This is a genomic window from Meridianimarinicoccus sp. MJW13 (assembly GCF_014901205.1).
Classification (GTDB): Bacteria; Pseudomonadota; Alphaproteobacteria; order Rhodobacterales; family Rhodobacteraceae; genus Meridianimarinicoccus.
Genome location: NZ_JACNMU010000007.1, coordinates 228,618 through 254,515 on the forward strand (window position 1 = coordinate 228,618; position 25,898 = coordinate 254,515).

The window sequence follows — 25,898 nt, forward strand, 5'->3', positions numbered from 1 at the left end:
GGCGTTCGATGGTGCAGGATCTGCTGACGGACTGGGGTCCGTTCGGACACCCGTTGTTTCAGGATCCCCGGGCCCGCAAGCTGTCCCGCGTGGGCGTTGTGGACGTGGGATCCAACTCCATCCGTCTTGTGGTCTTTGACGGCGCGGCCCGCTCACCCGCCTACTTTTACAACGAAAAGGTCATGTGCGGGCTGGGCAAGGGGCTGGCCGAGACCGGCCTTCTGAATCCCGAAGGCAAAAGCCGCGCGCTGGACGCGCTGCAACGGTTCCAGTCGCTGGCTGACGGTCTGGGGCTGGAGCCGCTGAACGCCGTGGCCACCGCCGCCATGCGCGAGGCCGCGGACGGCCCCGAATTCCGCGAAGAGATCGAGCGCAAGACCGGCCTGAAGCTCTATGTCATCGACGGGCAGGAAGAGGCGCGGCTGGCGGCACAAGGCGTGCTGCTGGGCTGGCCCCGCGCCGAAGGCCTGGTCTGCGACATCGGGGGGTCGTCCATGGAGATGGCGCAGGTGTCGCGTGGCAAGGTGGGCAACCGCGAAACCTCGGCTCTCGGGCCTCTGAAATTGCGCGACGTGAAGGGCGGCAAGAAGGCCCTGCGCGCCCATATCGACAGCGAGTTGAACAGGCTGAAAGAGGCGCTTGATGCCTCGGATGACCGGCTGTTCCTTGTCGGCGGATCGTGGCGGGCCATCGCCAAGCTGGACATGGCGCGGCGTGACTATCCCCTGAAGGTTCTGCATGAATACAAGATGTTGCCGGACGATCTTAAGGCAACTCTGGATTGGATCAAGGACACCGATACCGAAGAGTTGCGCAGCCTGGCCGGCATCTCGTCGGGGCGGATGGCGCTGGTGCCGGATGCGGCGGATGTGTTGTCGGGCGTGTTGCGTGTCTTCGATCCCAAGGATATCTTCGTGTCCTCTTACGGCCTGCGCGAGGGGCTGCTGTATGAGCAGATGCCGCAGGTTCTGCGCGACCGCGATCCGCTGATCGAAGCGGCGCGTTTCGCCGAAGCCAAGGATGCCCGCGTGCCGGGGTTCGGCAAGGCGCTGTACCGGTTCATCCGGCCAATCTATGACAAGGAGCCGCTGGCCCTGCGCCGCTTGGTCAAGGCCGCCTGCCTGCTGCATGACGTCAGCTGGCGCACCCATCCCGACTATCGCGCGGATGTCTGTTTCGACTATGCCACCCGCGCCAATTTCGGCGGGCTCAGCCATGCCGAGCGGATCTTCCTGGGGCTTGCCCTGCTGCACCGCTACAAGAACAGCCGCGCCAACGGGCGGTTCGATGCGCTGGTGGATCTGATCGATCCCGCAGATGTCACCCGCGCCGAGGTTCTGGGCCGCGCCATGCGCTTTGGCGCCATGTTCACCGCCCAGCGGGCCGAGCAGATGGGCACCATGCGCTGGCAGCCCAAGGAACGGAAACTGGCGCTGACCATCGGGCCACAGGCGATGACCCTGTACGGAGAGGTTGCCCAGGCCCGGTTTGCCTCGTTGGCGCGGGCCCTGGACGCCGAGACCGAGGTGGTGGCGCTCAGCCGGGCTGTGACCAGTTAACTGGGCTCTCCCGGCGGGACCATCGCGCGCATGATGGCGTGCCAATGCTGGCCCGAGGCCACGATGTAGGCGCGCCCGTTGGCTTCGGTCACGACAATGGTCCAACTGCCGCTGACCGGGTCGTTCCAGACCTCGAGCAGCTGGGTTTCGGATTGCAGGCCCGCGGCGGACAGATGTTCGCCATAGGTCTTTTCCAGGGTTCTGGCGATCACCTCGCGCGGCGCACAGGCCGTCGGCGATTGTGCATGAACAGGCGGGGCCGTGGCGGCGGCGCCAAAGATCAGGGCTGCGGTTATCAAGCGTTTGAACATGGTGTCCTCCATTGGGTTGGAAGACGCATCCCGGCAGGCGCCGAAACGCGCCTCATACCCCCAATATCGGGATCCCCGGCATCCACGACAAGGTCCGCTACCCTCAAGGTGAAGCGGCGTGACGATGATTTTCGGGATGATTTTCCCTATCAGGCGCGCGTGTTCGAGATTTCTTCCCAAGCCTGATTCACGGCGATCAGCCGCTTTTCGGCCAGCTTGATCGCCTCTTCCGGAAGACCCCGTGACATCATCCGGTCGGGATGGGTCTCGCGCACCAATTGCCGCCAGGCGGCGCGCACCTCGGGCAAGGGCGTGTCGGGCAACACACCCAGCACGTCATAGGGATCCGGCGCCATGTCAGACACAAAGCGCCTGCGGATGCGCGCGACTTCTGCCGCGTCCAGACCGAAGATCTCGGCCACCTGGCTGAGAAAATCATGTTCGGAAGGATGGTATTCACCGTCGGCGACCGCGACATAGTACAGCCCCTCCATCAGGTCATAGAGCGCCCGGTGGCCTTCGCCGAACATGCGGCGGATGCGGTGGGCATAAACCTCGAACCCGGCGACGTCCTGCCGGGCCAGATTGAACACCCGCGCGGCATTGGCCTCTTCCGACTGCGGGATGTGGAAGACCTGACGAAAGGCGGCGACCTCATCGCGGGTCACTTGCCCGTCGGCCTTTGCCATCTTGGCGCCAAGGGCAATCACGGCGATGGTGAATGCCACCGAGCGTTCCGGCGGCGTGCGCAGCCGGTCGAACACATCGGCCAGCGGCTGCCCCTGGGTGAGGGCAGACAGGGCATCGGCAATTCGGGACCAGATCGACATAGGCGCAGGCTACCCGATTGTGCAGGCGCGAAAAGAGGCAACTTGGCCGCTGGTACGCATTTCCCGGCATGCTAGGCTGACCGCATCGTCGCCACCTTGCCTTGTTCTGGAGTTTCCATGACCACACCCCTTCACACCGGAAGCTGCCGCTGCGGACAGGTCCGCATGACCCTTTCGGCCAATCCCGTCATGACCTCGGCCTGCCATTGCCGGGGATGCCAGCAGATGACCGCCAGCGCCTTTTCGCTCAGCGCGCTGGTGCCGGCCGCGGCCTTTCAGGTGGAGGGCGCGGACCCGGTGATCGGCGGGCTGCATGACGCCGACCAGCGGCACCACTTCTGCCCCCATTGCCTGAGCTGGATCTTCACCCGCATCACCGGACTGGAGGATTTCGTGAACCTGCGCAGCGTCCTGTTCGACGGGCTGGCGGATCTACCGCCGTTCATGGCCACCTGCACCGCCGAAGCCCTGCCATGGGTGCAAACCGGCGCCACAGTCAGTTTTGCCGGAATGCCCGGCGCGGCGGAGTTTTTCGATGCAATGGGACGGTTCGAGGCTCAATCCGCAGGCTGATCACCCAGGATCTTCTGCATCAGCACCAGATCCAGCCAACGGCCGAACTTGCGCCCAACCTGCGGCATCCGCCCGGTTTCGGCATAGCCAAGGGCCGCGTGAAATTGCTGCGCCGCCTGGTTGTCCGCGTCGATGGCCGCAACCATGACATGCACGCCGACAGTGGCGGCCTGCGCCTCCAACACCTGCATCAGGGCACGACCAGCCCCCTGCCCGCGCGCCTGTGGTGTCAGGAAGATCGAATGCTCCATGGTGCGATCATAGCCGTCGCCGCCGCGAAACCGGTCGTAGGTGGCAAAGCCCAGCACCGTGCTACGCGCATCCAACGCAACCCACAGATCGCGCCCCGCCGCGCGCCGGGCTGCGATCAGATCGGCGACCTCGGGGACGGTCCATTCGTTGGTGTGAAAGATGGCGGTGGTCTGGCGCACCACATCGGTGCGGATCGCGGCAATGGCCGCGTGATGGTCGGGGGTGGCGGACAGAATCTTCATGCCCCCGACATAGCAGGACGCCGCGCGGGCGGCGTCCCGAAAATCATGTTGTGACGACTGGAAAAGCCCTCAGGCCGCCTGCGACCGCGCCTTGCGGATCAGGGTCAGGATGTCCTTGGCGGCCTCGGGAATATTGGTGCCCGGCCCGAAGATCGCCTTCACCCCGGCCTTGGTCAGGAAATCATAGTCCTGCTGCGGGATCACCCCGCCACAGATCACGATGATGTCCCCGGCGCCCTGGGCTTTGAGCTCTTCGATCAGCTGCGGCGCCAGCGTCTTGTGACCGGCGGCCTGCGAGGAAATCCCCACCACATGCACATCGTTGTCGATGGCATCCTGCGCGGCCTCGGCGGGCGTCTGGAACAGCGGCCCCACGTCCACGTCAAAGCCGATGTCGGCAAAGGCGGTGGCGATGACTTTGGCGCCCCGGTCATGCCCGTCCTGCCCCATCTTCACCACCAGCATACGCGGGCGGCGGCCCTCGGCCTCGGCGAAGTCCTCGATGCTGGACTGGATGGCGGCGAAATCGTCGTCGCCTTCATAGGCGGCGCCATAAACCCCGGCCAGCGTCTTGACCTCGGCACGATGGCGGCCGAATTCCTTTTCCATTGCCATGCTGATTTCTCCAACGGATGCACGGGCGCGTGCCGCTTCGACGGCGGCCTCCAGCAGATTGCCGCCCTCTTTGGCGCGACGGGTCAGTTCGCCAAGGGCAGCCGCGCAAGCGGCCTCGTCACGGGTGGCGCGGATCTTTTCCAGACGGGCGATCTGTGATTCCCGTACCTTGACGTTGTCCACGTCCAGAATGTCGATTGGGTCTTCCTTGGCCAGACGGTGCTTGTTGACCCCGACGATCACCTCTTCGCCCCGGTCGATCATGGCCTGACGGCGGGCGGCGGATTCTTCGATCCGCAGCTTCGGCATGCCGGACGCGACGGCCTTGGTCATGCCGCCCATGTCCTCGACTTCCTCGATCAGCTTCCAGGCTTCCTCGGCAAGTTGCGCGGTCAGGGTTTCGACATAATACGACCCCGCCAGCGGATCGACGACCTTGGTCACCCCGGTTTCTTCCTGAAGAATGATCTGGGTGTTGCGCGCGATCCGGGCCGAAAATTCGGTCGGCAGGGCAATGGCTTCGTCCAGCGCGTTGGTGTGCAGCGACTGGGTGCCGCCCAGAACCGCCGACATCGCCTCATAGGCGGTGCGGATGACGTTGTTGTAGGGATCCTGCTCCTGCAGCGACACCCCCGAAGTCTGGCAATGGGTCCGCAGCATCTTTGAACGGTCCGACTTGGCCCCGAACTCGGTCATGATGCGATGCCACAGCATCCGCGCGGCACGCAGCTTGGCCGCTTCCATGAAGAAGTTCATGCCGATGGCGAAGAAGAAGCTCAGCCGTCCGGCGAACTTGTCCACGTCCATCCCGGCTTCGATGGCGGCGCGCACGTATTCGCGCCCGTCGGCCAGCGTATAGGCCAGCTCTTGCACCAGGTTCGCGCCCGCTTCCTGCATGTGATAGCCGGAGATCGAGATCGAGTTGAACTTGGGCATCTCGTTGCTGGTGAATTCGATGATGTCCGAGATGATCCGCATCGACGGCTCGGGCGGATAGATATAGGTGTTGCGCACCATGAACTCTTTCAGAATGTCGTTCTGAATGGTCCCCGACAGCAGGCTGCGGTCATGGCCCTGCTCTTCCCCCGCGACGATGAAATTCGCCAGGATCGGGATCACCGCGCCATTCATGGTCATCGAAACCGAGACCTTGTCCAGCGGGATGCCGTCGAACAGGATCTTCATGTCCTCGACGCTGTCGATGGCGACGCCCGCCTTGCCGACATCGCCAACCACGCGTTCGTGGTCGCTGTCATAGCCCCGGTGGGTGGCCAGATCGAAGGCGACCGAAACCCCCTGCTGCCCGGCGGCCAGGTTCTTGCGGTAGAAGGCGTTGGATTCCTCGGCAGTCGAAAAGCCCGCGTATTGGCGGATGGTCCAGGGACGGCCCGCGTACATGGTGGCCTTTACGCCGCGCGTAAACGGTCCGAATCCCGGCAGCTCGCCCATCTGCGGCAGGGCGGCGGTATCGGCCTCGGTATACAGCGGCTTGACGTCGATTCCCTCCAAAGTGGTCCAGGTCAGGTCGTCCAGGGACCGGCCGCGCAATTCTTTTTCGGCCAGGGATTTCCAGGTGTCCAGCTTGTCGCTCATGCGCAGGCCCTTTCTAGATAGGGGTCCGGCCGCCCGTCAGGCGCAGGTCCGGCAGGACGTGAGAAGAACGTAGGGGAAGGCAAAGCACGAAGCGGTGAAATCGCCTGTGCTTCGCGGCCTCCCCAACCTATATTTTCAGGAACGGGAGGCCGCATGAGACCTTTAAGATCACTCGCATTCGCCGTTCTGACGCTTTCGATGGCCGCCGTCTTTCCGGTGTCGGCCCAGGACATGGACAGACCGCTGCTGACCGAGGCCACGGAGCTGGACCAGTTTCTGTGGGTGGCGAGGCCCGTGGTGGTCTTTGCCGACACGCCCAACGATCCGCGCTTCATCAAGCAGATAGAACTGCTGAACGCCCGCAAGGACGAACTGTTCGTCCGGGACGTGGTGGTGATTGCCGACACCGATCCGGCGGCAAAATCTGCGCTGCGGACGCAATTGCGCCCGCGCGGTTTCCAGCTGACGCTGTTGGGCAAGGACGGCAAGGTGGCGCTGCGCAAGCCCGCGCCGTGGGATGTGCGCGAACTGACCCGCGCCATCGACAAGATGCCCCTGCGCAAGCAGGAGATCCGCGACGCGGCAGGCGGCGCCGGGTAATCCCGCCGCCGCGCAGGTGTCGTGATCCGGGCCTGTCGGCCCGGAACCGCCAGCCGGGATATGGCTGGACTGTCGGTCATTCGAATTCCATGATCACATCGTCCACCGCCAGGCTGTCACCGGCGCTGGCATTGACCTTCGAGACCTTGCCGGTTCTCTCGGCGCGCAGGATGTTCTCCATCTTCATGGCTTCCACCGTGCACAGCGCCTGGCCTTCCTGAACTTCGTCGCCGACTTCGACGTCGACCTTCACGATCAGGCCCGGCATCGGGCAGAGCAGCATCTTGGATGTGTCGGGCGCCAGTTTTTCCGGCATCAGCCGCGCCAGTTCGGCGGCACGCGGCGTGCGCACCTGTACCTTCAGGTCGGCACCCCGGGTGCGCAGGCGGAAGCCGCCGGTCACCTTGCCGACCTTCAGAACCAGCGGTTTGCCGTCCACATCCAGTTTGGCAAGGCTGTCGCCGGGCGTCCAGTCCGACGCCACCCGCAGGCTGCCGCCATCGTCGAAGCGGACGGTCGAGCCGTCGGCATCCGCCGCGATCACCACCGGGAATTCTTCGCCCTGAAGCGTCACAACCCAGTCGGTGCCGACCTTGCGTTCGTGGTTGTCCATGCGGCCCGATACGCGGGTGCGGCGGATTTCGGCGATCCGGTACATGGCAGCAGCGGCGGCGGCGATGCGTTTCAAATCGGTGACCGGCAGGGTCACGCCTTCGAAGCCGTCGGGATATTCCTCGGCGATGAAGGCCGTGGTCATGTCGCCCGAGATGAACTTGGGATGATCCATCACCGCCGACAGGAACGGCAGGTTGTGGCCGATGCCCTCGACCTCGAAGCTGTCCAGCGCCACGCGCATCGCCTCGATGGCTTCCGACCGGCTGGGCGCCCAGGTGCACAGCTTGGCGATCATCGGGTCGTAGTACATCGAGATCTCGCCGCCCTCATAGACGCCGGTATCGTTGCGCACCGCGGTCGGCCCTTCCGGGGCTTCGCCCTGCCATTTGCCGTTGACCAGCAGCGGACCGGCGGCCACTTCGGCGGGCGGGCGATAGGCGGTCAGGCGTCCGATCGACGGCAGGAAGCCGCGATAGGGATCTTCAGCATAAAGCCGGTTCTCGATGGCCCAGCCGGTCAGTTTCACATCGTCCTGGGTGAAGCTCAGCGGTTCACCGGCGGCAACGCGGATCATCTGCTCGACCAGATCGACGCCGGTGATCAGTTCGGTCACCGGGTGCTCCACCTGCAGGCGGGTGTTCATCTCAAGGAAGTAGAAGTTCTTCTCGCCATCGACGATGAATTCCACGGTGCCGGCACTGGCGTAGCCCACGGCCTTGGCCAGCGCCACGGCCTGTTCACCCATCGCCTTGCGAGTGGCCTCATCCAGGAAAGGCGACGGCGCTTCTTCCACAACCTTCTGGTTGCGGCGCTGGATCGAGCATTCCCGCTCCCCCAGGTAGACGCCGTTGCCATGGGTATCGCAGAGCACCTGAATCTCGATGTGACGCGGCTGGGTGACGAATTTCTCGATGAAGATGCGGTCATCGCCGAAGCTGCTGGCGGCCTCGTTCTTCGATGACTGGAAACCCTCGCGCGCCTCGGCATCGTTCCACGCGATGCGCATCCCCTTGCCGCCGCCGCCGGCCGAGGCCTTGATCATCACCGGGTAACCGACCTGGTTCGAAATCTTGACGGCCTCTTCGGCATCCGCGATCAGCCCCATGTAACCGGGCACGGTGGACACGCCCGCTTCCTGGGCGATCTTTTTCGAGGTGATCTTGTCGCCCATGGCCTCGATCGCCGGCACCGGCGGTCCGACGAATTCCACCCCCGCTGCTTTAAGAGCCTCGGCGAACTTGCTGTTTTCAGACAGGAAACCGTAACCCGGATGCACCGCTTGTGCGCCGCTTTCCTTGACCGCTTCCATCACCTTGTCGATGACGATGTAGGACTGGTTGGCCGGCGGCGGGCCGATGTGGATGGCCTCGTCGGCCATTTGCACATGCAGCGCCTTGCGGTCGGCATCGGAATAGATGGCAACCGTCTGGATCCCCATCTTCCGCGCCGTCTTGATGACACGGCAGGCGATTTCCCCGCGGTTGGCGATCAGGATTTTGTTGAACATGTTGCCTTCTTCCTCTTCAGTCCTGCCCGGTGCGGCCCCGCCACCTCCGGAAATCTCGGTGTTGTCAGCGCCGCCGTCTCAGGCGTCGTCTGCATCGTCTTCGCCGTCCCAGACCTCGTCTTCATCCTGGAACAGGGCCGGAAATCCGGCCCGCGCCGCCCGCATATCCACATGCAGAAGCGCCTCGTAACTTGCTGGATCGAATGGTTCCTCGGCGGGAACAACCTCGCGCCCCAGCAGCCAGCTCAGCCGCCCGGCATCCAGGTTGCCACGCTCGAAGGGTGCCTCGCCGAAATGGTCGATCAGGGCGCCCAGAAAGGCGGCATCGGCGCGCCGGTCGGCGGGTTTGCGATCCTTGTACCGCTCCCGCGCCTTCAGCGGCGTCGCCCCGGCCTTGGAAGCCCGGCGAATGGTGAACTGGTAATCGGTGCCGGGCAGCCGCCCGGGGAATCCGCGATGCTTGATCATGAACCCGCCTTCGTTCCGGCCCGCGTGGCCATCTTCGCCGCCGTGGGGCGCAGCCGGGCATGGGTTGCCCAGCGATGTCTGAGGGCGGGAGTTTCCAACATATGTGCAATACGCGAGCCCAGGCCCCCCGGCACCGGTCCCGCGATCTGACCGCCGGCGCGCAGAAACAGTCCCCCGTCGCGCTCGGACAGCTCAATCACTGGTGAAAACCCCCGCTGGCTGCGCAGAAGACGCCAGAGATCCTTGCGAACCTCGTGCGCCAGAACCCGTGCCCGCAGCCGTGGCAGCCGGGTTGTTGCTTCGACATCGAAGCGCGCCGGCAACCGCCGCGCCAATGTCAGACCGTCGTCCGTCTTGACCATATGCCAGCCGTTGCGCCGCATCAGGCGGCGCCCCGCCGGACGGCCAGCATGTCGATCTCGACCAGCGCATCCACGGCCAGGGCGGTCACCCCGATGGTGGTGCGGGCCGGACGTTGCCCGTCCGGAAAATAGGACATGTAGACCTTGTTGAAGGCGTCGAAGTCGCGCTTGAACTCGGTCAGGTAGCAGCGGCACTGCACCACGTCCTCCAGGCTCAACCCGATCCCCTCCAGCACCAGCTTGAGGTTCTCGATCACCCGCACGGTCTGCGCCTCTACCCCTTCGGGCAGCGGCGCGTCCGGTGCGCCCGGCGTGGTCGGCATCTGGCCGGTCAGCATCACCCAGCCGTCCGCCTCGGTGGCGTGACAGAAGGGTCCGACCGGGGTCGGTGCCGTGGCGATCTTGTGAAATCTGGTCATGCCCTTGCCCCCGCCGGTATGCCCAGTTCACCCAGAAACCACGTTAGATGCGGCCAGGGGTCGATGCGTGCCCGTTGCGCCCGCTCCGCCACATAGGCTGCGTACTTCCGGTTTACCGCCAGATAGTGCAGACCGTAGACATCCGCGATCACGGAGCGGTCCAGCGCGTCATGCCGGATGCCGGCGGCGACGATGTTCATGGTGTTCAACAAGACGTCCACGTGCTCCCTGTCCTCTTTGGTCAACTCTTCCAGCGTCACCACCGACTTTGGAAATTTCCGCTCCAGCGCGATGCGCGAGGTGTCGTAGTACCCCCAGACCGACGCGATGAAATCCAGTGTCGCGATGCGTGTTTCGCGCTTGTGGTTTTCCTGGCCCCCGGCGCGGATACGGTGGGCCTGGGTCAGAACCGCCGCGATCAGCAACACCTGCAAGGCTTCGGTGGTGAAAAACCCCTTCTGCCGCGCCAGTTCGGACAACCAATCCGGTGCCCCCGTGGCAATGATAAGACCCGAGAAAACTCCTATGATCAGTGTCAGTAGTGGCAGTATCCCCATGACATCCCCCTTGATTGTCACGGGGAGACTAACGCATCACAACGGGATGTTGTCGTGCTTTTTCCACGGGTTGGTGACCTTCTTGTTGCGCAGCGACGCAAAGGCCCGCGCCACCCGCTTGCGCGTCGAATGCGGCATGATCACCTCGTCGATGAAGCCCTTTTCCGCAGCCACGAAGGGGTTGGCGAAACGGTCCTCATAGTCGGCAGTGCGGGCGGCGATCTTCTCGGGCTCGCCCAGTTCCGACCGGTACAGGATCTCGGTCGCGCCCTTGGCGCCCATCACTGCGATCTCGGCGGTGGGCCAGGCATAGTTGAAATCGCCGCGCAGGTGTTTCGAGGCCATCACGTCATAAGCGCCGCCATAGGCCTTGCGGGTGATCACCGTCACTTTCGGCACCGTCGCTTCGCCATAGGCGAACAGCAGCTTGGCCCCATGTTTGATGACCCCGCCGTATTCCTGGCTGGTGCCCGGCAGGAAGCCCGGCACGTCGACCAGCGTCAGGATCGGGATCTCGAAGGCGTCGCAGAAGCGCACGAAGCGGGCCGCCTTGCGCGAGCTGTCGATGTCCAGGCAACCGGCCAGGATCATCGGCTGGTTGGCCACCACGCCCACCGTCTGACCTTCCAGACGGATAAAGCCGGTGATCATGTTCTTGGCGTAATCTTCCTGGATCTCGTAGAAATCGCCCTCGTCGGCGGTTTTCACGATCAGCTCTTTCATGTCGTAGGGCTGGTTCGGGTTGTCCGGGATCAGGGTGTCGAGCGACGGCACGGTGCGGTCGGTCTGGTCAAAGAACGGGCGCACGGGCGGCTTTTCGCGGTTGTTCAGCGGCAGGAAGTCCACAAGGCGGCGCACTTCGGTCAGGGCCTCGACATCATTGTCGAAGGCGCCATCGGCGACCGAAGATTTCTTGGTGTGGGTCGACGCCCCGCCCAGTTCCTCGGCGGTGACATGTTCGTTGGTCACGGTTTTCACCACGTCCGGACCAGTGACGAACATGTACGAGGTGTCGCGCACCATGAAGATGAAATCGGTCATCGCCGGCGAATAGACAGCGCCCCCCGCACAGGGCCCCATGATGACCGAGATCTGCGGCACCACGCCCGACGCCATGATGTTGCGCTGGAACACCTCGGCATAGCCTGCCAGAGAGGCCACGCCTTCCTGGATCCGCGCCCCGCCCGAGTCGTTCAGCCCGATCACCGGCGCGCCGTTTTGAACGGCCATGTCCATGATCTTGCAGATCTTTTCCGCGTGGGTTTCCGACAGCGACCCGCCGAAGACGGTGAAATCCTGACTGAAGACATAGACCATGCGGCCGTTGATCGTGCCCCAGCCGGTCACCACGCCGTCGCCGGCGGGCCGGTCGGCTTCCATGCCGAAATCGGTGCAGCGATGCGCCTTGAACATGTCGAACTCTTCGAAGGAGTCATCGTCCAGCAACAGTTCGATGCGTTCGCGGGCGGTCAGCTTGCCCTTGCGGTGCTGCGCCTCGATCCGACTCTCACCACCCCCCTGGCGCGCCTCGGTGCGACGATGCTCAAGCTCCTGAAGAATATCTTTCATATGCCGGGTTCCCTTGTTTTGCAGGCACCCTATACAGGAGATGGCAGTCCGCAAAGTGGAATTCAGAAAATTTGCAACTGCATATGATACATGCTACTGCAAATTGCATAATTGCAAACATTGTTTGTTGTCAGCACCTTATAGATTTGACGCGCCATCAACGAAGGACCCCGCCATGGCTGCCCGTTACCCGCACAAGTTCCTCGACCGGGACACGCCGCCGCACCTGGCCACCCTGGTGGTGCTGGCGGGCATGTCCGCGGCGGCCATGAACATGTTTCTGCCCTCGCTGCCCGCGATGGCCGAGCAATTCGACACCGGCTATGGCGTCGTGCAATTGTCGGTGACGTTGTACCTGGCGGTGAATGCCGTGTTGCAGCTGTTCATCGGGCCGCTGTCGGACCGGTTGGGCCGCCGTCCCGTGCTGTTGTGGTCGCTGGCGCTGTTCGTGGGGTTTTCCTTTGCCATCCCGTTTTCGCCCTCGGTCGAGGTCTACCTGACCCTGCGCATGGGACAGGCGGTGGTGGTGGCGACCATGGTGCTGTCACGCGCCATCGTGCGCGATGTGGTTCCGCAGAATGAAGCCGCTTCGATGATCGGCTATGTCACCATGGGCATGGCACTGGTGCCGATGCTGGCGCCGATGCTGGGCGGCGCCATCGATCAGCTTCTGGGCTGGGAATGGACCTTCCATATCCTCGGCATCCTGGGGCTGGGCGCGCTGTATCTGACCTGGGCCGACCTGGGAGAAACCGCCACCCCCGGCCCCAACGCCCTGGCCGACCAAATGCGCGAAGCGCCGGAACTTCTGCGCTCCCCACGCTTCTGGGGCTACAATTTCGCCGCCATGTTCTCGTCAGGGGCGTTCTTTGCCTACCTCGGCGGCGCGCCCTACGTGGGCACCGAGGTGTTCTCGCTCAGCCCGCTGATGCTGGGCATCCTGCTGGGCTCACCCGCAGTGGGCTATATGGCCGGCAATGCGATCTCGGGCGCGTATTCGATCCGGCGCGGCATCAACGCGATGATCCTGACCGGCACCCTGCTGTGCTGCACCGGGCTGGGTCTGTCGTTGATCCTGTCGCTGGCCGGCTGGCACAACCCGTGGGTCTTCTTCGGCTTCACCACCTTCGTGGGGCTGGGCAACGGGCTGGTTCTGCCCAATGCCACCGCCGGGATGTTGTCGGTGCGGCCGCGTCTGGCGGGCACGGCTTCGGGCCTGGGCGGGGCGATGATGATCGGCGGCGGCGCGGCCCTTTCGGCGCTGGCCGCGGCGGTTCTGGTGCCCGGACGCGGCGCCTATCCGCTGATCTGGATGATGTTCGTGACCTCGGTCCTGTCGGTGCTGTCGATCCTGTATGTGATCCGCCGCGCGCGTCAGGTCGGCGCCACCGACCCCTCTGACATGCAGCCATGACCCGCCAGAAGATCTATGCCGGCGCCAAGCTGCGCGACATTCGCCGCAGGCTGGAGCTGACCCAGAAGGCCTTTGCCGAGAAGCTGGGCGTGTCCCTGCCCTATCTGAACCAGATGGAAAACAACCACCGACCCATCGCGGCGGGGGTGGTTCTGGCGCTGGCGCAGGAATTCGGGCTGGATGTTACAGAACTCAGCAGCGGCGAGAGCGAGCGGCTGGTGTCGGACATGCGCGAGGCGCTGGCCGATCCGGTGTTTTCGGGCAATGATCCGCCGCTGGCCGACCTGCGGCTGGTGGCCTCCAACGCGCCGGCGCTGGCGCGCGCCTTGCTGGAACTGCACCACGCCTACCGCCGGTCGCATGAACGGCTGGCCTCGCTGGACGAGGCCCTGGGCGCGGGCGGCGGCAGCCATGCCCAGTCGCCGTGGGAAGAAGTGCGCGACTTCTTTCACTATTGTGACAACTACATCGACGCGGTGGATCGCGCGGCCGAGCATTTTGCCGACGGGGCGCCGTTGGTGGGCGGCCATCCGGACCTGCGACGGCGGGCGCTGGACACGCTGGACAGGATCGGCGTCAGCGTCCGGTTCGAGGACAATGCCGTGCTGCGTGGCTATGATCCCGGCAGCAAGTCCCTGCATCTGTCCAACCGGGCGCCGGCAGCCTCGATCACCTTCCAGCTTCTGCACCAGGTGGCGCTGCTGACACAGGGCGAGTTGATCGGCGCGACGCTGGATCTGGCCCGCTTCCAGTCCGAGGAAGCCGCGGCCATCGCCCGGATCGGTCTGGCCAATTATTTCGCGGGCGCGGCCCTGCTGCCTTACGGGCTGTTCCAGCAGCAGGCACAGGCCACGCGGCACGACCTGGAACGCATGGCCGACCAGTTCGGCGCCTCGATCGAGCAGGTGGCGCATCGTCTGTCGACCCTGCAACGCGCCGGTGCCAAGGGCATCCCCTTCTTCTTCGTGAGGGTCGATCAGGCCGGCACCATCACCAAGCGCCATTCGGCCACGATGCTGCAATTCGCCCGCTATGGCGGCGCCTGCCCGCTGTGGAACGTCCACCGGGCACTGGAAACGCCGGGGCGGTTCCTGCGGCAACTGGCTGAAACGCCGGACGGGCGGCGCTATCTCTGCCTTGCGCGGGATGTGTCGAAACCCGGCGGCAGCTTCCACGCCCCGATCCGGCGCTACGCCATCGGGCTGGGGTGCGAAGTGCAGCACGCCGGGTCGCTGGTCTACGCCGACGATCTGGATCTGGACAATGCCAAGGCGTTCGAGCCCATCGGCATTTCCTGCCGGATCTGCGAACGAACGAATTGCCACCAGCGGTCGGTTCCACCGCTGGAACGGCGGCTGGTGGTCGATCCGAACCGCCGCGGCACCCTGCCCTATGAGGTCGAGGGCTGACCGGGGACGGCCCGCAGATCGCAAGTCGTCCCGAAGTTTCTCGGCCTATCCGAGCATCCGGTCGATCTCGCTCCGCAGCGCGACACGGGACTTGCGCAGCCGCAAGGCCTCGACATCGGCCATGGGCAGCTTGTTGGTGTCCACCCGGTACAGGGTTTCGTTGATCTGATTGTATTCATCCACCAGACGCGCGACCGTGGCGTCCTTCATGCGCAAATCGTGCAGCACATGGATCCGGTCGGGAAACTCGTCTGACAGGTCATGGGGCGTATGGGCCATCTCTAACCTCGTTGGTAGCGCCCATACATCCTAGGAAACCGCAGCACCCCGCACCTTGACACGTGTCATTTGCGCGGGGTGCCGTTGCAGGCAAACTGCCCGCCGGAGAGTCACAGCGCGGCCATGACCTCGTCCGACACTTCGAAGTTCGCGGTGACGTTCTGCACGTCGTCATCGTCTTCCAGCGTCTCGATCAGCTTGAACAGCTTCTGCGCCGTGTCCAGGTCCAGCTCGGTGGTGGTCTGCGGCTTCCAGATCAGCTTGGTGCTTTCGCTTTCGCCAAGCGCCTCTTCCATGGCGTTCGACACGTCGTTCAGATCGGTGTCGGCGGTATAGATGATGTGGCCGTCTTCCGAGCTTTCCACATCCTCGGCACCCGCCATGATCGCCGCTTCCATCACCGCGTCCGCATCGCCGACCGAGGCCGGATAGACGATCTCTCCCTTGCGGTCGAACATGAAGGACACCGACCCGGTCTCGCCGAGGTTGCCGCCGTTCTTGGAAAAGGTCGACCGCACGCTGGAGGCGGTGCGGTTGCGGTTGTCGGTCATCGCCTCGACGATGACGGCCACGCCGCCGGGGCCGTAGCCTTCATAGCGGATTTCGTCATAGGTTTCCGCGTCGCCGCCCTGGGATTTCTTGATGGCACGGTCGATCACATCCTTGGGGACCGAGTTCGACTTGGCCTCCTTGACTGCCAGACGCAGACGCGGGTTCTTGTCCGGGTCCGGGTCGCCCATCTTCGCTGCAACCGTTATTTCCTTGGAAAGCTTGGAAAACAGTTTCGACCGTGCAGCGTCCTGACGGCCCTTGCGATGCTGGATGTTTGCCCATTTGGAATGGCCGGCCATACACGAATTCCTCTGCCTGTGAAGCGATGCGCCTCTATAAAGCAGGCCCGCGCGCGGCTGCAAGCCCTGGACACGGGGCACCCCTCCGGACCAAGCTTGCGGCCCCATGGGGACGAGACCGGCACAATCCGCCGTCGGACCAGAATCACGACCCCGATAGACCTGTGACGGGCCTGGGTTTCCGCAAAAATACAACCTTAGGTTTAGTGCGGAATGTCACACGCTTTGACTGCCGATAAAGTTGCGGCCACCCCCAAGCGGGACGGATGCGGCCTGACGGGCCCGGATTGTCAGTAAATTCGCTTTGTTTCCCTAGCGTTAGGGAGATGGGTCTTTGCCGGCACGCCGGGAAATCTTCACCCCAGAGAAGGCCCGACCAAGGGAATGCGTTAACGCAATCGTTGACCTTTGGGAAAGATTTTGCGATATCTGGTTAATGATTGACGAGAGGGAAGCTCGATTATGAAAGCGATTTTGAGAGTAACTGCCGTCGCAGCGGCCCTGCTGACGGCCAATGCCGCAAGCGCCGCTGTGGTGGTCTACGGAGCCGGCCCAACACCCGCTGCCGCGAATGCAATGGTTCTTACCGACATCTCTGTCGGGAACACGGTCAATGTGGCGGACGTCCTTTCACCCCAAGATCTTGACCAGTTCAAGTTCACCGCGTTGGAGCGTCTGCGGGTGAACACCATCGCCCTGACTGCAACCGGTACGCGCGCAACCGTCCGGGCCATTGAATACGGACTGACGTCGTCGACCACGATGTCCTTCCTGAACGATGGGCAGATCTTCACGTTTGGACCGACGTCCTCTATCGGGGTCGCGTCGTTGAACGGATTTATCATGAACGCGGGCGACATGTTCTCGCTCTACTGGTCCGGGGCAAACACGCAAAGTCCGGCATCGATCAACGCCTCGTTCACCACATCCGAAGTTCCCCTGCCTGCGGCGCTGCCGCTTCTGGCCGGTGCGCTCGGCCTGCTGGGAATGGCGCGGCGTAAAGCCAAGTCCTGACAACCATATTCGAACAACTCCAGGGAAGGGCAGCAATGCCCTTCCTGCCATGTTTTTCAAAGCAGAATCGCGTCGAAATCGCCGTAGAGACCGGTCATTTTCGACAGAATCGCCGGGCTCTTCAGTCCTTCGATCCCCAAAACACCTTAAAAATTTAGAAAGAATCTCGCTCTGGACCGGCACCCAGGTTTCAGACCTGCACGGATTTTGAGCGGATTCCACTACCTCGCCTCCGGTCAGGTCTGATTTAATCTGATTTAATTCAGCAGCTTATCGAATGACGCGAGATTTTTTGACAGTTTTTGGCCTGTGTCACACCGCGCACCCTATGCGGGAGAATTCGCAACGATTTGTTGACCCAAGGCCATTTTTGCCCCATAACTCTATGCAGGAGTTAAGAGAGGGTAACACCGTATGAGCAAGTTTTTGAAAGCAGCGGCCATCGCCGCAACCATTTTCGCAGCAAACGCCGCTTCGGCAGCGGTTGTTGTGTACGGCTCCGGCCCCGTGCCGGCACCGTCCAACAAGATCACGACCGCTGACATTGTCGCCAATGTTGCTGACATTGTCGCCAATGTTTCGGTAACCACGAACGAGATCCTGAGCCCCGGCGATTCCGCCGAGTTCACCTACACCGCCCTTGAGCGCCTGCGTGTGAACACCATCGCACTGTCCGCTACCGGCTCGAACGGCGGTCGAGACCTGAACAACGTGGAGTACGGCTTCACCTCGGCCACGGTCAACTCGTTCAAGAACGACGGCATCGTGATCGTGTTCTCGAGCAGCTCTGCCGCGGCTCTGGCTTCGCTGCCGGGTCTGTTCATGAACCAGGGTGACACGTTCACCCTGTACTGGGAAGACGGCATCACCTACCCGGTGAACGTCGGCGCATCGTTCACGACCTCGGAAGTTCCGCTTCCGGCCGCCCTGCCCCTGCTGGCAGGTGGTCTGGGTCTGCTGGGTCTGGCCCGCCGCCGCAAGGCACGCGCCTGATCCATTCGGATCAAGATTTGGGAAAGGGGCCTTCGGGCCCCTTTTTCTTTGGTTGACACGTTCGCCAATCGCCCCGCGTATCCAGGCGTGAACAGCACTTCCCGCCGGTCGATGACAGCCGGGCCTGGCACCGCCCCCTCCCCCCGTATTCACACACAAGACCCGCACCGCCGCTTGGCGGCTCCCATTGGCGTTCCTGTCGCGTGGATGGTCGTGGGCAGCTGAACCGGGAAGGGCCAAACCCTGAGAGATAGGCCCGCGCATCAAGGTGGCCTGTCTGGCCCGTGCCCGGAACACCAATCACCCCAACATCAAAGCCTTGCCCGGACAGGTTTCGGCACGGGTTCCGGCCCGCTCTCGCATCGGCGCCCGCTGCTTCAGAGCGGCCAGATGAAGGGGATCAGGAACGAGGCGAGGACACCCATGCTCAGGTTCAACGGAATGCCCACCTTCAGGTAGTCGCTGAACTTGTAGCCCCCCGGACCGTAGACCATCATGTTGGTCTGATAGCCGATGGGTGTGGCAAAGCTGGCGGACGCCGCGATCATCACCGCCACCACCAGCGGGCGCGGATCGATCCCCAGCGCCGTCGCCAGACCGATCGCCACCGGGGTGACCACAACCGCCACGGCATTGTTCGACACCATCTCGGTCAGGATCGAGGTCAGCAGATAGACCGACCACACCAGCACGAAGGGCGGCAACCCCGTCAAATGCGGTGAAATACCATTCACCAGAAGCGTGACCGCGCCCGAGGCTTCCAGGCTGGCCCCGATGGCCAGCATCGAGAAGATCAGCGCCAGCAGCCGCCCATCCACGAAAGAGAACGCCTCCTCGGCATCGATACAGCGGGTCAGAAGCACCACGGCCACGGCCACAACCGACAGCATCAGGATCGGCGCGACACCAAGCCCCGCAAGAACGACGATGCCCGCCAGCGCGGCAAGGGCGACGGGGGCATGGCTGCGCCGGTAGGCCCGTGCGGACGGCGAGGAGACGTCCACCAACTCCATGTCGGCAGCCAGTCGCTGGATGTCCTCGGGCGCGCCTTCCAGCAGCAGCGTGTCGCCCACGCGCACCACGATGTCATCCATCTGCCGGCCGATGTTCTGGTTCGAGCGATGCACCGCCAGCGGATAGACACCATAGCGGCGGCGCAGGCGCAGCGCGCCCAGCGACCGGCCCACCATGCGGCATCCCGGTGTGATCAGAACCTCGACAGTGGTGGTTTCCACCGACGACAGCTTGTCCACCATGCGCAGGTCGCGGTTCTTCTGCAGGCCCAGAACCTCGGCGATCTGGGTGCGCAGAACCACGCGATCCCCCGGCTCCAGCACAACCGCCGACAGGTCGCGGCGCAGCGAGGCATCGCCGCGCAACACGTCGATCAGGCGCACACCGTCGCGCTTGAACAGATCTACCTCGGTCACGGTCTGGCCGGTCAGGGCGCTGCCTTCGGGGATCGCCACCTCGGTGAAGAACTTCATGCCCTTGCGGCCCGACAGCAGGCTCGACATGCTGTCCCGTTCCGGCAACAGCTTCGGTCCCAGCACGCCCAGGTAAATCGCGCCCCAGGCCACCACGGCCAGACCCAGCGGGGTCACTTCGAAGATCGTGAAGGGTTCCAGCCCCTGCTCCCGCGCGACACCATCGACAAGCAGATTGGTCGAGGTGCCGATCAGCGTCAGCGTTCCGCCCATGATTGCGGCATAGGACAGCGGGATCAGCAGTTTCGAGGGCGCAAGGCCCAGCGACCGCGCCAATTGCGTGAACACCGGGATCATGACGACCACCACCGGCGTGTTCGACACGAAGGCCGAGGCCACAACCACGAAGAACAACAGCACGAGCACCGCCATGAAGGGCTTCCTGCGGGACACCACCTCGGTCTGGCCGATGAACCATTCCAGCGCACCGGTGCGCACCAGCGCCCCCATGACGATGAACATGGCGCCAATGGTCCAGGGCGCCGGGTTCGACAGCACCGACAGCGCAGAGTCGTAGGGCAGGATCCCCAGCACCAGCATTGCCGAGACCCCGCCCAGGGCCACAACCTCGGCGGGGAAGGTCTCGCGCAGAAACCCGATGAACATCAGGGCCACGATCATCAGGGCGATGATCGGCGCTGAATGTTCCATTCCGAGAATGGCCATCATTGTGCGGTCTGGTCCCTCTTCACGTCACACCGACGCCATAACAGACAGAACACCAGCGCCGGGACAACGGAAATCTCACAGGGTACTGGCTTCCAGCCGTCCGCCATGGCGGATCATGCGGATCGAGGTCGTCTTGCCGCTGCGATCATCGGTTTCCACAAGAACCCCCGACAGGGTGGCCTCGCCGTTGGCCGGAACAAAGCGGCCCTTGCCCATGCCGGTCACAAAACGGCGCAAGGGCTCGGCCTTGTCCATGCCGATGACGGAATTGTAGTCGCCGCACATGCCGGCATCGGTCAGATAGCCGGTGCCGCCGGGCAGGATCTGCGCATCGCCCGTGGGCACATGGGTATGCGTGCCCACCACCAGCGAGGCGCGGCCGTCGCAGAAATGGCCCAGCCCCATCTTTTCCGAGGTGGCCTCGGCATGCACATCCAGCAGGATCGCCTGCGCCTGCCCGCCCAGCGGGTTGCGGCGAAACAGCAGGTCCAGCGCCGAAAACGGATCGTCGAAGGGGCGCTTCATGAACACCTGGCCCAGAACCTGCGCCACCAGGATCTTGCGCCCGTCCGGCAGTTTGAACATCCGGGCACCGCTGCCGGGCGCTTCCTTGGCGAAATTGATCGGCCGCAGGATGCGCGGCTCCTTGTCGATGAAGCCCAGCATGTCGCGCTGATCGAAGGCGTGATCGCCCAGTGTCAGGCAATCGACGCCGGACTCCAGCAGTTGCTTGGCATGATCCGGGGACAGCCCCGCACCCGAGGTTGCGTTTTCGCCGTTGACCACGACGAAATCCAGCTTCCAGTCGGCCCGCAATTGCGTCAGCCGCTCCCGAACCGCGGTCCGCCCGGACCGCCCAACGATGTCACCTAGGAAAAGTAGTCTCATAAGCTTTGCCTAGGCGGCGCGCGGGTCCGGAGCAAGCAGAATTGCAATCCGCCGGGCGGCTTGGGGGCACAGGCCGATCAGGGCCGGATCACACCCTGTTCGGTGACGATCATATCCAGCGTCTGATCCACCGGTTCGACCGGCAGGTCCGGATCTTCCTGCGCGGCATAGGCCAGCCCGATGGCCAGCACACGCCCGCGCGCGCGCAACCCTTCCAGCGTGCGATCATAGAACCCGCCGCCATAGCCCAGCCGCGCACCACTGCGCGAAAACGCAACCATCGGCACGATCAGCACTTCGGGCACCAGTGGATCGGACCGGGCCGGAATGCGGGCACCGAAAGGACCGTCGGTCATCTCGGCCTCGGGGGTCCAGCGGTGAAAACTCAACGGTTGCCCCTTGCCAAGGATCACCGGCACCGCCACCGGGGCCACGCGCGTCCAGTCGGACATCACCGGCAGCGGGTCCATCTCGGTGTGGATCGCCATATAGCCGGACAGGATGGCCCCCTGATGATCGGACAAGACCGCGCGCAAAGCGGCCAGCGCCGGGGCAGGATCGGCTTGGTCATGTGCCGTCTTGCGCCGGGCGAACCCGGCCTTGCGGGCAGCAGTCTTGGCCTCGACGCTCATAGCAGCACGTAACTGGCAAGACCGAGAAAGGCGAAGAAACCCACCACATCCGTCACCGTGGTCACGAAAGTGCCCGAGGCCAGCGCCGGGTCGAAGTCCAGTTTCTCCAGCACGATGGGGATCAGGATGCCCGACAGCCCCGCCACCAGAAGGTTGATGACCATCGCCACGCCCAGCACCAAGCCAAGGGTCAGCGAACTGAACCAGAGCCCACCGATCAGCCCCATGACCACCGCGAAGAACACGCCGTTGGCCAGCCCGGCCAGCGCCTCGCGCCGGATCACCCTCGTCACGTTCGATCCGGTCAGGTCGCGCGTGGCCAGCGCCCGCACCGCCACCGTCAGCGACTGGGTGCCCGCGTTGCCGCCCATCGAAGCCACGATCGGCATCAGCACCGCCAGCGCCACAACCTGCGTCAGCGCATCCTCGAACTGGGAAATCACCAGCGAGGCGATGATCGCGGTCAGCAGGTTCACCGCCAGCCAGGGCAGGCGCGCGCGCACGGTTTCAACCACCGTGTCGGACAGGCTGGTTTCGCCGCTGACCCCGGCCAGCAGCAGCAGGTCTTCCTCGTTTTCCTCGTCCAGCACGATCATCGCGTCGTCGATGGTGATAACCCCGACTAGGCGCCCGGCCTCGTCCACCACCGGGGCCGAGATCAGGTGGTACTGGTTGAAGGCATAAGCCACATCCTCGCCGGTTTCGGTCACCGGGATCAGGATGAAAACTTCCTCGGTGATGTCTTTCAGCAGCGTGGCGCGCGACGAACTCAGCAGTCGGCCCAGAGTGACATTGGCCACCGGGCTCATGCGCGGATCGAGCAGGGTCACATGGTAGAACTGTTCGGGCAGATCGGTGGCATCGCGCATGTGATCGATCATCTGGCCCACGGTCCAATCCTCGGGCGCCGTGACCGCGTTGCGCTGCATCAGGCGGCCGGCGGAATCCTCGGGGAAGGCCAGCGACTGTTCCACCGCGAACCGGTCGGAATCCTCCAGCGCGTCAAGGATGGCTGCCTTCTGGTCGTCTTCCAGATCCTCGACCAGGTCGACCACGTCGTCGGTTTCCAGATCGCGGACACCTTCGGACAGGGCCGCAGGATCCAGCTGGCCGATGACCTCTTCGCGCAGGCCCTCGTCCAGTTCCGACAGAACCTCGCCCGCGTCTTCGCCGGACCACAGTTCAAGGAAGGCATCGCGGTCGCCATCGCTGACCTGTTCCAGGAAGTCGGCGATGTCGGCGGGGTGCAGACCGTCAAGGTTGTCGTTGAGCAGGGCCGCGTCGCGGTCGGCCACCGCGGCCAGGATCTTGGTGATCCGGCGCGGATCCAGGACAGTGTCGGCGGGCTCGAAAGTCTCGGGATGTTCGCTCATCTGCCCCTCCGCTGCGGTGCTGTCTCGACGTGCCGTAGGCTGGACCTAACAAGGGGGTGGTCCGCTCGGCAAGGGGGGCATGTACGGATTTGCAACAAACTGCCATGCTTGGCCGGAATGGCCCTGGTATGGCGAAAAAACCGGCCGTGGGCACAAGGCAGGAAGGGTTGGGCCATGTCGGGCAAGGTGACGGTACTGTTGGGTCAGGTTGTGCAGTTTCGGGACGATCCTTTCGCCGGACCGCCTGAAACAGCCGCCCGCCACGATCGCCGGGGCGCAGTGGCGGTGGCCGACGGCAAGATCCTGGCCCACGGCCCGGCTGAAACGGTGCTGGCCGCCCACCCCGACGCCCGGCGGATCGACCATGGCGATGGGGTGATCCTGCCCGGCTTTGTCGATGCCCACGCCCATTATCCCCAGACCGCGATGATCGCCAGTTGGGGCAAGCGGCTGATCGATTGGCTGAACACCTACACCTTCCCCGAAGAGATGAAGTTCGGCGACCCGGCCTATGCCGCCGAGATCGCCGCCCGCTATCTGGATCTTCTGCTGGCCAATGGCACCACGACAGTGGCCAGTTTCTGCACCATCCATCCCGAAAGCGTCGAGGCGCTGTTCCAGGCCGCCGAGGCCCGTGGCATGTGCGTGGCCGCCGGCAAGACCAGCATGGATCGCAACGCGCCCGAGGGGCTGCGCGACACCGCCCAAAGCGCCTATGACGACAGCAAGGCGCTGCTGACCCGTTGGCACGGGCGCGGGCGCGCGGCCTATGTCATCACGCCAAGGTTCTCCCCCACCTCCTCAGCCGACCAGCTGGCGGCCCTTGGGGCGCTTTGGGCCGAACACCCCGACTGCCTGATGCAGACCCATCTGTCCGAACAGCACGAGGAGATCGCCTGGGTTCGCGAATTGTTTCCCGAGGCGCGGGACTACCTGGACACCTACGAATCCCACGGGCTGCTGGGCCCCGGCGGCCTGTACGGCCATGCCATCCATCTGGAGCCGCGCGAGATCGACCGCCTGCGCGCGGTGGACGCCAGCCTGATCCATTGCCCGACCTCGAACACCTTTATCGGCTCGGGCCTGTTCGCGACGATGGACCATTGCCGCGCCGGACAGCGCGTCGGGCTGGCCACGGACACAGGCGGCGGGTCAAGCTTTTCCATGCTGCGGACCATGGCCGCAGCCTATGAGGTCGGCCAGTTGCGCGGCACCGCACTGCATCCGGCGCAGCTTCTGTGGCTGGCCACCGAAGGCTCGGCCCGCGCGCTGCGGATGGACGATCGCCTTGGCACGCTGGCGCCCGGCAGCGATGCGGATCTGGTGGTATTGGACCTGGCCGCCACCCCCGCCATCGCGCAGCGCCAAGCACAAGCCAATGACATCTGGGAGGCGGTCTTTCCCACCATCATGATGGGCGAGGACCGGTCGGTGGCAGCGACATATGTGCAGGGGCGTAGGGTCAACGCGTCTGAGTGAACTGGAATTTGGGTCGGTGGCGCGATGTGCTGCGACGTGGTCGCGCAATGCTGTCGGGGTGCCTTGAGTATTTTTGCCAAGAAGAAATGGCAGGGCACAAGCCGAAGCGCGCGTCTGTCTAGGTATCTGGCCGGTTCAAAAGCGCCAGCGCTGCGGCGTGAAGCTCGGGCGTGGCGGCGGCCAGCGCCTGACCGCCCTGCCAGACCGGCCCGCCCTGCCAATCGGTGACGATCCCGCCGGCGGCCTCGATCACCGCGACCGGAGCGGCGATGTCATAGGCGTTCAATCCGGCCTCGATGACCAGGTCGATCTGGCCCATGGCCAGCAGCCCGTAAGCGTAGCAATCCATGCCATAGCGCACCAGACGGGCACGCTCGGCCACGCGGGTGAAGGCGGCGCGTTCGGCCGGGCTGCCGATCTCGGGGAAAGTTGAAAACAGGATGGCCTGCGACAGGTCGGTCGTCGCGGCCGCCGTCATCGGTGTTGTCGTGCCACGATGCGCCAGATGTGCGCCGTCGGGCGTGCCGATGAAACGCTCGCCAGTGTGCGGCTGATCGATTACCCCCAGAAGCGGGCCGTCTGCCGTACAGCAGGCGATCAGCGTGCCCCAGGTCGGGGTCCCAGACATGAAGGCGCGTGTGCCATCGATGGGGTCAAGGATCCACGTCAGGCCGGAAGTGCCTGTTTTGACGTCAAATTCCTCTCCAAGTATCGCATCCTTGGGGCGCAGGTCCGCCAGAAGTTGCCGCATCGCGCGTTCGGCCTCGCGGTCCGCGATGGTGACCGGGTCAAACCCGGTTGCGGCCTTGTTGTCGGCCGCCAGATCCCGCGTGCGGAAGTGCGACAGACTGATCCTGGCCGCCGCATCGGCCAGTTTCAGGGCACAGTCGAGAAGACCGGAGATTTCTGATTGTTGGACCACGTCGACCACCCGCACCTGAAGATGGAGGCGTCATAGCGGGCGCAAGCGCGTCTGTCACCCGGCCTGCGCGGCCGGGGACGGGGTTTTCGCAAAGCTCCGCCCTAGCGGCGGAACGGGGTCACTTCGATTGCCGGGTCCTGCGCCCTGGGGTTGTAGCCCTTGAAGAAATAGTCGATCGGCACCGACAGGGCTTGAGAAATTTCCCAAAGGCGAGAGGCGCTGACCCTGTTCACCCCGGTTTCGTACTTCTGGATCTGCTGAAATTTGATCCCGACCTGCTCGGCCAGTTGCTGTTGTGTCATCGACATCTCGCGCCGTCGTTGACGGATGACGTTTCCCACGTGGGTATCCACTGGATGTGGCATTCCTGTTCTCCCAAATCGCTCAATACCAAACTGGTGAAAGCCGAAACGCCT

The 25,898-nt window shown here is 64.0% G+C and carries 25 protein-coding genes and 1 pseudogene; 8 read left to right on the forward strand and 18 right to left on the reverse strand.

Going from position 1 to position 25,898, the window contains the following annotated elements; genetic code table 11:
• The first annotated feature begins 8 nt into the window (after positions 1-8).
• On the forward strand, positions 9-1,559 hold the full coding sequence (locus tag H8B03_RS14285) for a Ppx/GppA family phosphatase (protein WP_193142549.1): 1,551 nt from the start codon (positions 9-11) through the stop codon (positions 1,557-1,559).
• Here the strand turns inward: H8B03_RS14285 and H8B03_RS14290 are convergent.
• Positions 1,556-1,870 (reverse strand): hypothetical protein, encoded by a 315-nt coding sequence (locus tag H8B03_RS14290; protein WP_193142550.1) that lies wholly within the window; start codon positions 1,868-1,870, stop codon positions 1,556-1,558. The genes H8B03_RS14285 and H8B03_RS14290 overlap by 4 nt on opposite strands.
• Before the next feature lie 149 nt (positions 1,871-2,019).
• A complete protein-coding gene (locus H8B03_RS14295) occupies positions 2,020-2,700 on the reverse strand; it encodes a molecular chaperone DjiA (protein WP_193142551.1) in 681 nt (226 codons plus the stop codon).
• A gap of 117 nt (positions 2,701-2,817) precedes the next feature.
• Here H8B03_RS14295 and H8B03_RS14300 point away from each other — a divergent pair, with 117 nt between their 5' ends.
• On the forward strand, positions 2,818-3,273 hold the full coding sequence (locus H8B03_RS14300) for a GFA family protein (protein ID WP_193142552.1): 456 nt from the start codon (positions 2,818-2,820) through the stop codon (positions 3,271-3,273).
• Here the strand turns inward: H8B03_RS14300 and H8B03_RS14305 are convergent.
• Together H8B03_RS14305 and scpA are read right to left on the reverse strand one after the other, a co-directional pair.
• Positions 3,258-3,767 carry a GNAT family N-acetyltransferase gene (locus tag H8B03_RS14305; protein ID WP_193142553.1) on the reverse strand — a complete coding sequence of 170 codons (510 nt, stop codon included), beginning with the start codon at positions 3,765-3,767 and terminating at the stop codon, positions 3,258-3,260. The genes H8B03_RS14300 and H8B03_RS14305 overlap by 16 nt on opposite strands.
• A gap of 69 nt (positions 3,768-3,836) precedes the next feature.
• On the reverse strand, positions 3,837-5,975 hold the full coding sequence (gene scpA, locus H8B03_RS14310; RefSeq protein WP_193142554.1) for a methylmalonyl-CoA mutase: 2,139 nt from the start codon (positions 5,973-5,975) through the stop codon (positions 3,837-3,839).
• A 153-nt stretch (positions 5,976-6,128) separates the two neighbouring features.
• On the opposite strand from scpA, the gene H8B03_RS14315 reads away from it, so the two are divergent.
• Positions 6,129-6,575 carry a DUF4174 domain-containing protein gene (locus H8B03_RS14315; RefSeq protein WP_193142555.1) on the forward strand — a complete coding sequence of 149 codons (447 nt, stop codon included), beginning with the start codon at positions 6,129-6,131 and terminating at the stop codon, positions 6,573-6,575.
• 76 nt (positions 6,576-6,651) lie between these two features.
• Here H8B03_RS14315 and H8B03_RS14320 read toward each other — a convergent pair whose 3' ends face one another.
• From H8B03_RS14320 to H8B03_RS14345, 6 genes are all read right to left on the reverse strand, one after another.
• The gene (locus H8B03_RS14320) at positions 6,652-8,697 is read right to left on the reverse strand and encodes an acetyl/propionyl/methylcrotonyl-CoA carboxylase subunit alpha (protein ID WP_193142556.1); all 2,046 of its coding nucleotides are present in this window, start codon (positions 8,695-8,697) and stop codon (positions 6,652-6,654) included.
• 78 nt (positions 8,698-8,775) lie between these two features.
• On the reverse strand, positions 8,776-9,165 hold the full coding sequence (locus H8B03_RS14325; RefSeq protein ID WP_193142557.1) for a hypothetical protein: 390 nt from the start codon (positions 9,163-9,165) through the stop codon (positions 8,776-8,778).
• On the reverse strand, positions 9,162-9,548 hold the full coding sequence (locus H8B03_RS14330) for a hypothetical protein (protein ID WP_193142558.1): 387 nt from the start codon (positions 9,546-9,548) through the stop codon (positions 9,162-9,164). The genes H8B03_RS14325 and H8B03_RS14330 overlap by 4 nt, the downstream gene beginning before the upstream one ends.
• Positions 9,548-9,946 carry a RidA family protein gene (locus H8B03_RS14335; RefSeq protein ID WP_193142559.1) on the reverse strand — a complete coding sequence of 133 codons (399 nt, stop codon included), beginning with the start codon at positions 9,944-9,946 and terminating at the stop codon, positions 9,548-9,550. Before H8B03_RS14335 ends, H8B03_RS14330 begins: the two co-directional genes overlap by 1 nt.
• Entirely contained in the window at positions 9,943-10,503 is a 561-nt protein-coding gene (locus H8B03_RS14340; protein WP_193142560.1) for a hypothetical protein, read from the reverse strand. The genes H8B03_RS14335 and H8B03_RS14340 overlap by 4 nt, the downstream gene beginning before the upstream one ends.
• A 36-nt stretch (positions 10,504-10,539) precedes the next feature.
• A complete protein-coding gene (locus H8B03_RS14345; RefSeq protein WP_193142561.1) occupies positions 10,540-12,072 on the reverse strand; it encodes an acyl-CoA carboxylase subunit beta in 1,533 nt (510 codons plus the stop codon).
• 175 nt (positions 12,073-12,247) lie between these two features.
• Here H8B03_RS14345 and H8B03_RS14350 point away from each other — a divergent pair, with 175 nt between their 5' ends.
• Both H8B03_RS14350 and H8B03_RS14355 read left to right on the forward strand, forming a co-directional pair.
• A complete protein-coding gene (locus H8B03_RS14350) occupies positions 12,248-13,486 on the forward strand; it encodes a multidrug effflux MFS transporter (RefSeq protein ID WP_193142562.1) in 1,239 nt (412 codons plus the stop codon).
• Complete coding sequence (locus H8B03_RS14355) at positions 13,483-14,895, forward strand: short-chain fatty acyl-CoA regulator family protein (RefSeq protein ID WP_193142563.1); 1,413 nt, start codon at positions 13,483-13,485, stop codon at positions 14,893-14,895. Before H8B03_RS14350 ends, H8B03_RS14355 begins: the two co-directional genes overlap by 4 nt.
• Before the next feature lie 45 nt (positions 14,896-14,940).
• Here H8B03_RS14355 and H8B03_RS14360 read toward each other — a convergent pair whose 3' ends face one another.
• The gene (locus H8B03_RS14360; RefSeq protein WP_193142564.1) at positions 14,941-15,174 is read right to left on the reverse strand and encodes a YdcH family protein; all 234 of its coding nucleotides are present in this window, start codon (positions 15,172-15,174) and stop codon (positions 14,941-14,943) included.
• A 110-nt stretch (positions 15,175-15,284) separates the two neighbouring features.
• Complete coding sequence (locus tag H8B03_RS14365) at positions 15,285-16,025, reverse strand: YebC/PmpR family DNA-binding transcriptional regulator (protein WP_193142565.1); 741 nt, start codon at positions 16,023-16,025, stop codon at positions 15,285-15,287.
• Between the two features lie 462 nt (positions 16,026-16,487).
• Here H8B03_RS14365 and H8B03_RS14370 point away from each other — a divergent pair, with 462 nt between their 5' ends.
• Both H8B03_RS14370 and H8B03_RS14375 read left to right on the forward strand, forming a co-directional pair.
• Positions 16,488-17,039, forward strand: a complete 552-nt coding sequence (locus H8B03_RS14370) for a hypothetical protein (protein ID WP_193142566.1) — start codon at positions 16,488-16,490, stop codon at positions 17,037-17,039.
• A gap of 414 nt (positions 17,040-17,453) precedes the next feature.
• Positions 17,454-18,032: a PEP-CTERM sorting domain-containing protein gene (locus tag H8B03_RS14375; protein WP_193142567.1), complete on the forward strand. Its 579-nt coding sequence runs from the start codon at positions 17,454-17,456 to the stop codon at positions 18,030-18,032.
• Positions 18,033-18,409: 377 nt separating this feature from the next.
• On the opposite strand, the gene H8B03_RS14380 is transcribed toward H8B03_RS14375, so the two are convergent.
• The 4 genes from H8B03_RS14380 to mgtE all read right to left on the reverse strand — a co-directional run bounded on the left by H8B03_RS14380 (position 18,410) and on the right by mgtE (position 23,081).
• On the reverse strand, positions 18,410-20,188 hold the full coding sequence (locus tag H8B03_RS14380) for an SLC13 family permease (protein WP_394355475.1): 1,779 nt from the start codon (positions 20,186-20,188) through the stop codon (positions 18,410-18,412).
• 75 nt (positions 20,189-20,263) lie between these two features.
• Positions 20,264-21,076, reverse strand: coding sequence for a TIGR00282 family metallophosphoesterase (locus H8B03_RS14385; RefSeq protein WP_193142568.1), 813 nt, complete (start codon positions 21,074-21,076; stop codon positions 20,264-20,266).
• Between the two features lie 77 nt (positions 21,077-21,153).
• Positions 21,154-21,708 (reverse strand): 5-formyltetrahydrofolate cyclo-ligase, encoded by a 555-nt coding sequence (locus H8B03_RS14390; protein ID WP_193142569.1) that lies wholly within the window; start codon positions 21,706-21,708, stop codon positions 21,154-21,156.
• Complete coding sequence (mgtE, locus tag H8B03_RS14395) at positions 21,705-23,081, reverse strand: magnesium transporter (RefSeq protein ID WP_193142570.1); 1,377 nt, start codon at positions 23,079-23,081, stop codon at positions 21,705-21,707. The genes H8B03_RS14390 and mgtE overlap by 4 nt, the downstream gene beginning before the upstream one ends.
• A 174-nt stretch (positions 23,082-23,255) precedes the next feature.
• Here mgtE and guaD point away from each other — a divergent pair, with 174 nt between their 5' ends.
• Complete coding sequence (gene guaD, locus H8B03_RS14400; RefSeq protein ID WP_193142571.1) at positions 23,256-24,560, forward strand: guanine deaminase; 1,305 nt, start codon at positions 23,256-23,258, stop codon at positions 24,558-24,560.
• Positions 24,561-24,678: 118 nt separating this feature from the next.
• Here the strand turns inward: guaD and hisN are convergent, their stop codons facing one another.
• A complete protein-coding gene (gene hisN / locus H8B03_RS14405; RefSeq protein WP_193142572.1) occupies positions 24,679-25,482 on the reverse strand; it encodes a histidinol-phosphatase in 804 nt (267 codons plus the stop codon).
• 155 nt (positions 25,483-25,637) lie between these two features.
• Positions 25,638-25,847: pseudogene (locus tag H8B03_RS14410) on the reverse strand (helix-turn-helix domain-containing protein); the annotation flags it as partial.
• Positions 25,848-25,898: the final 51 nt, after the last annotated feature.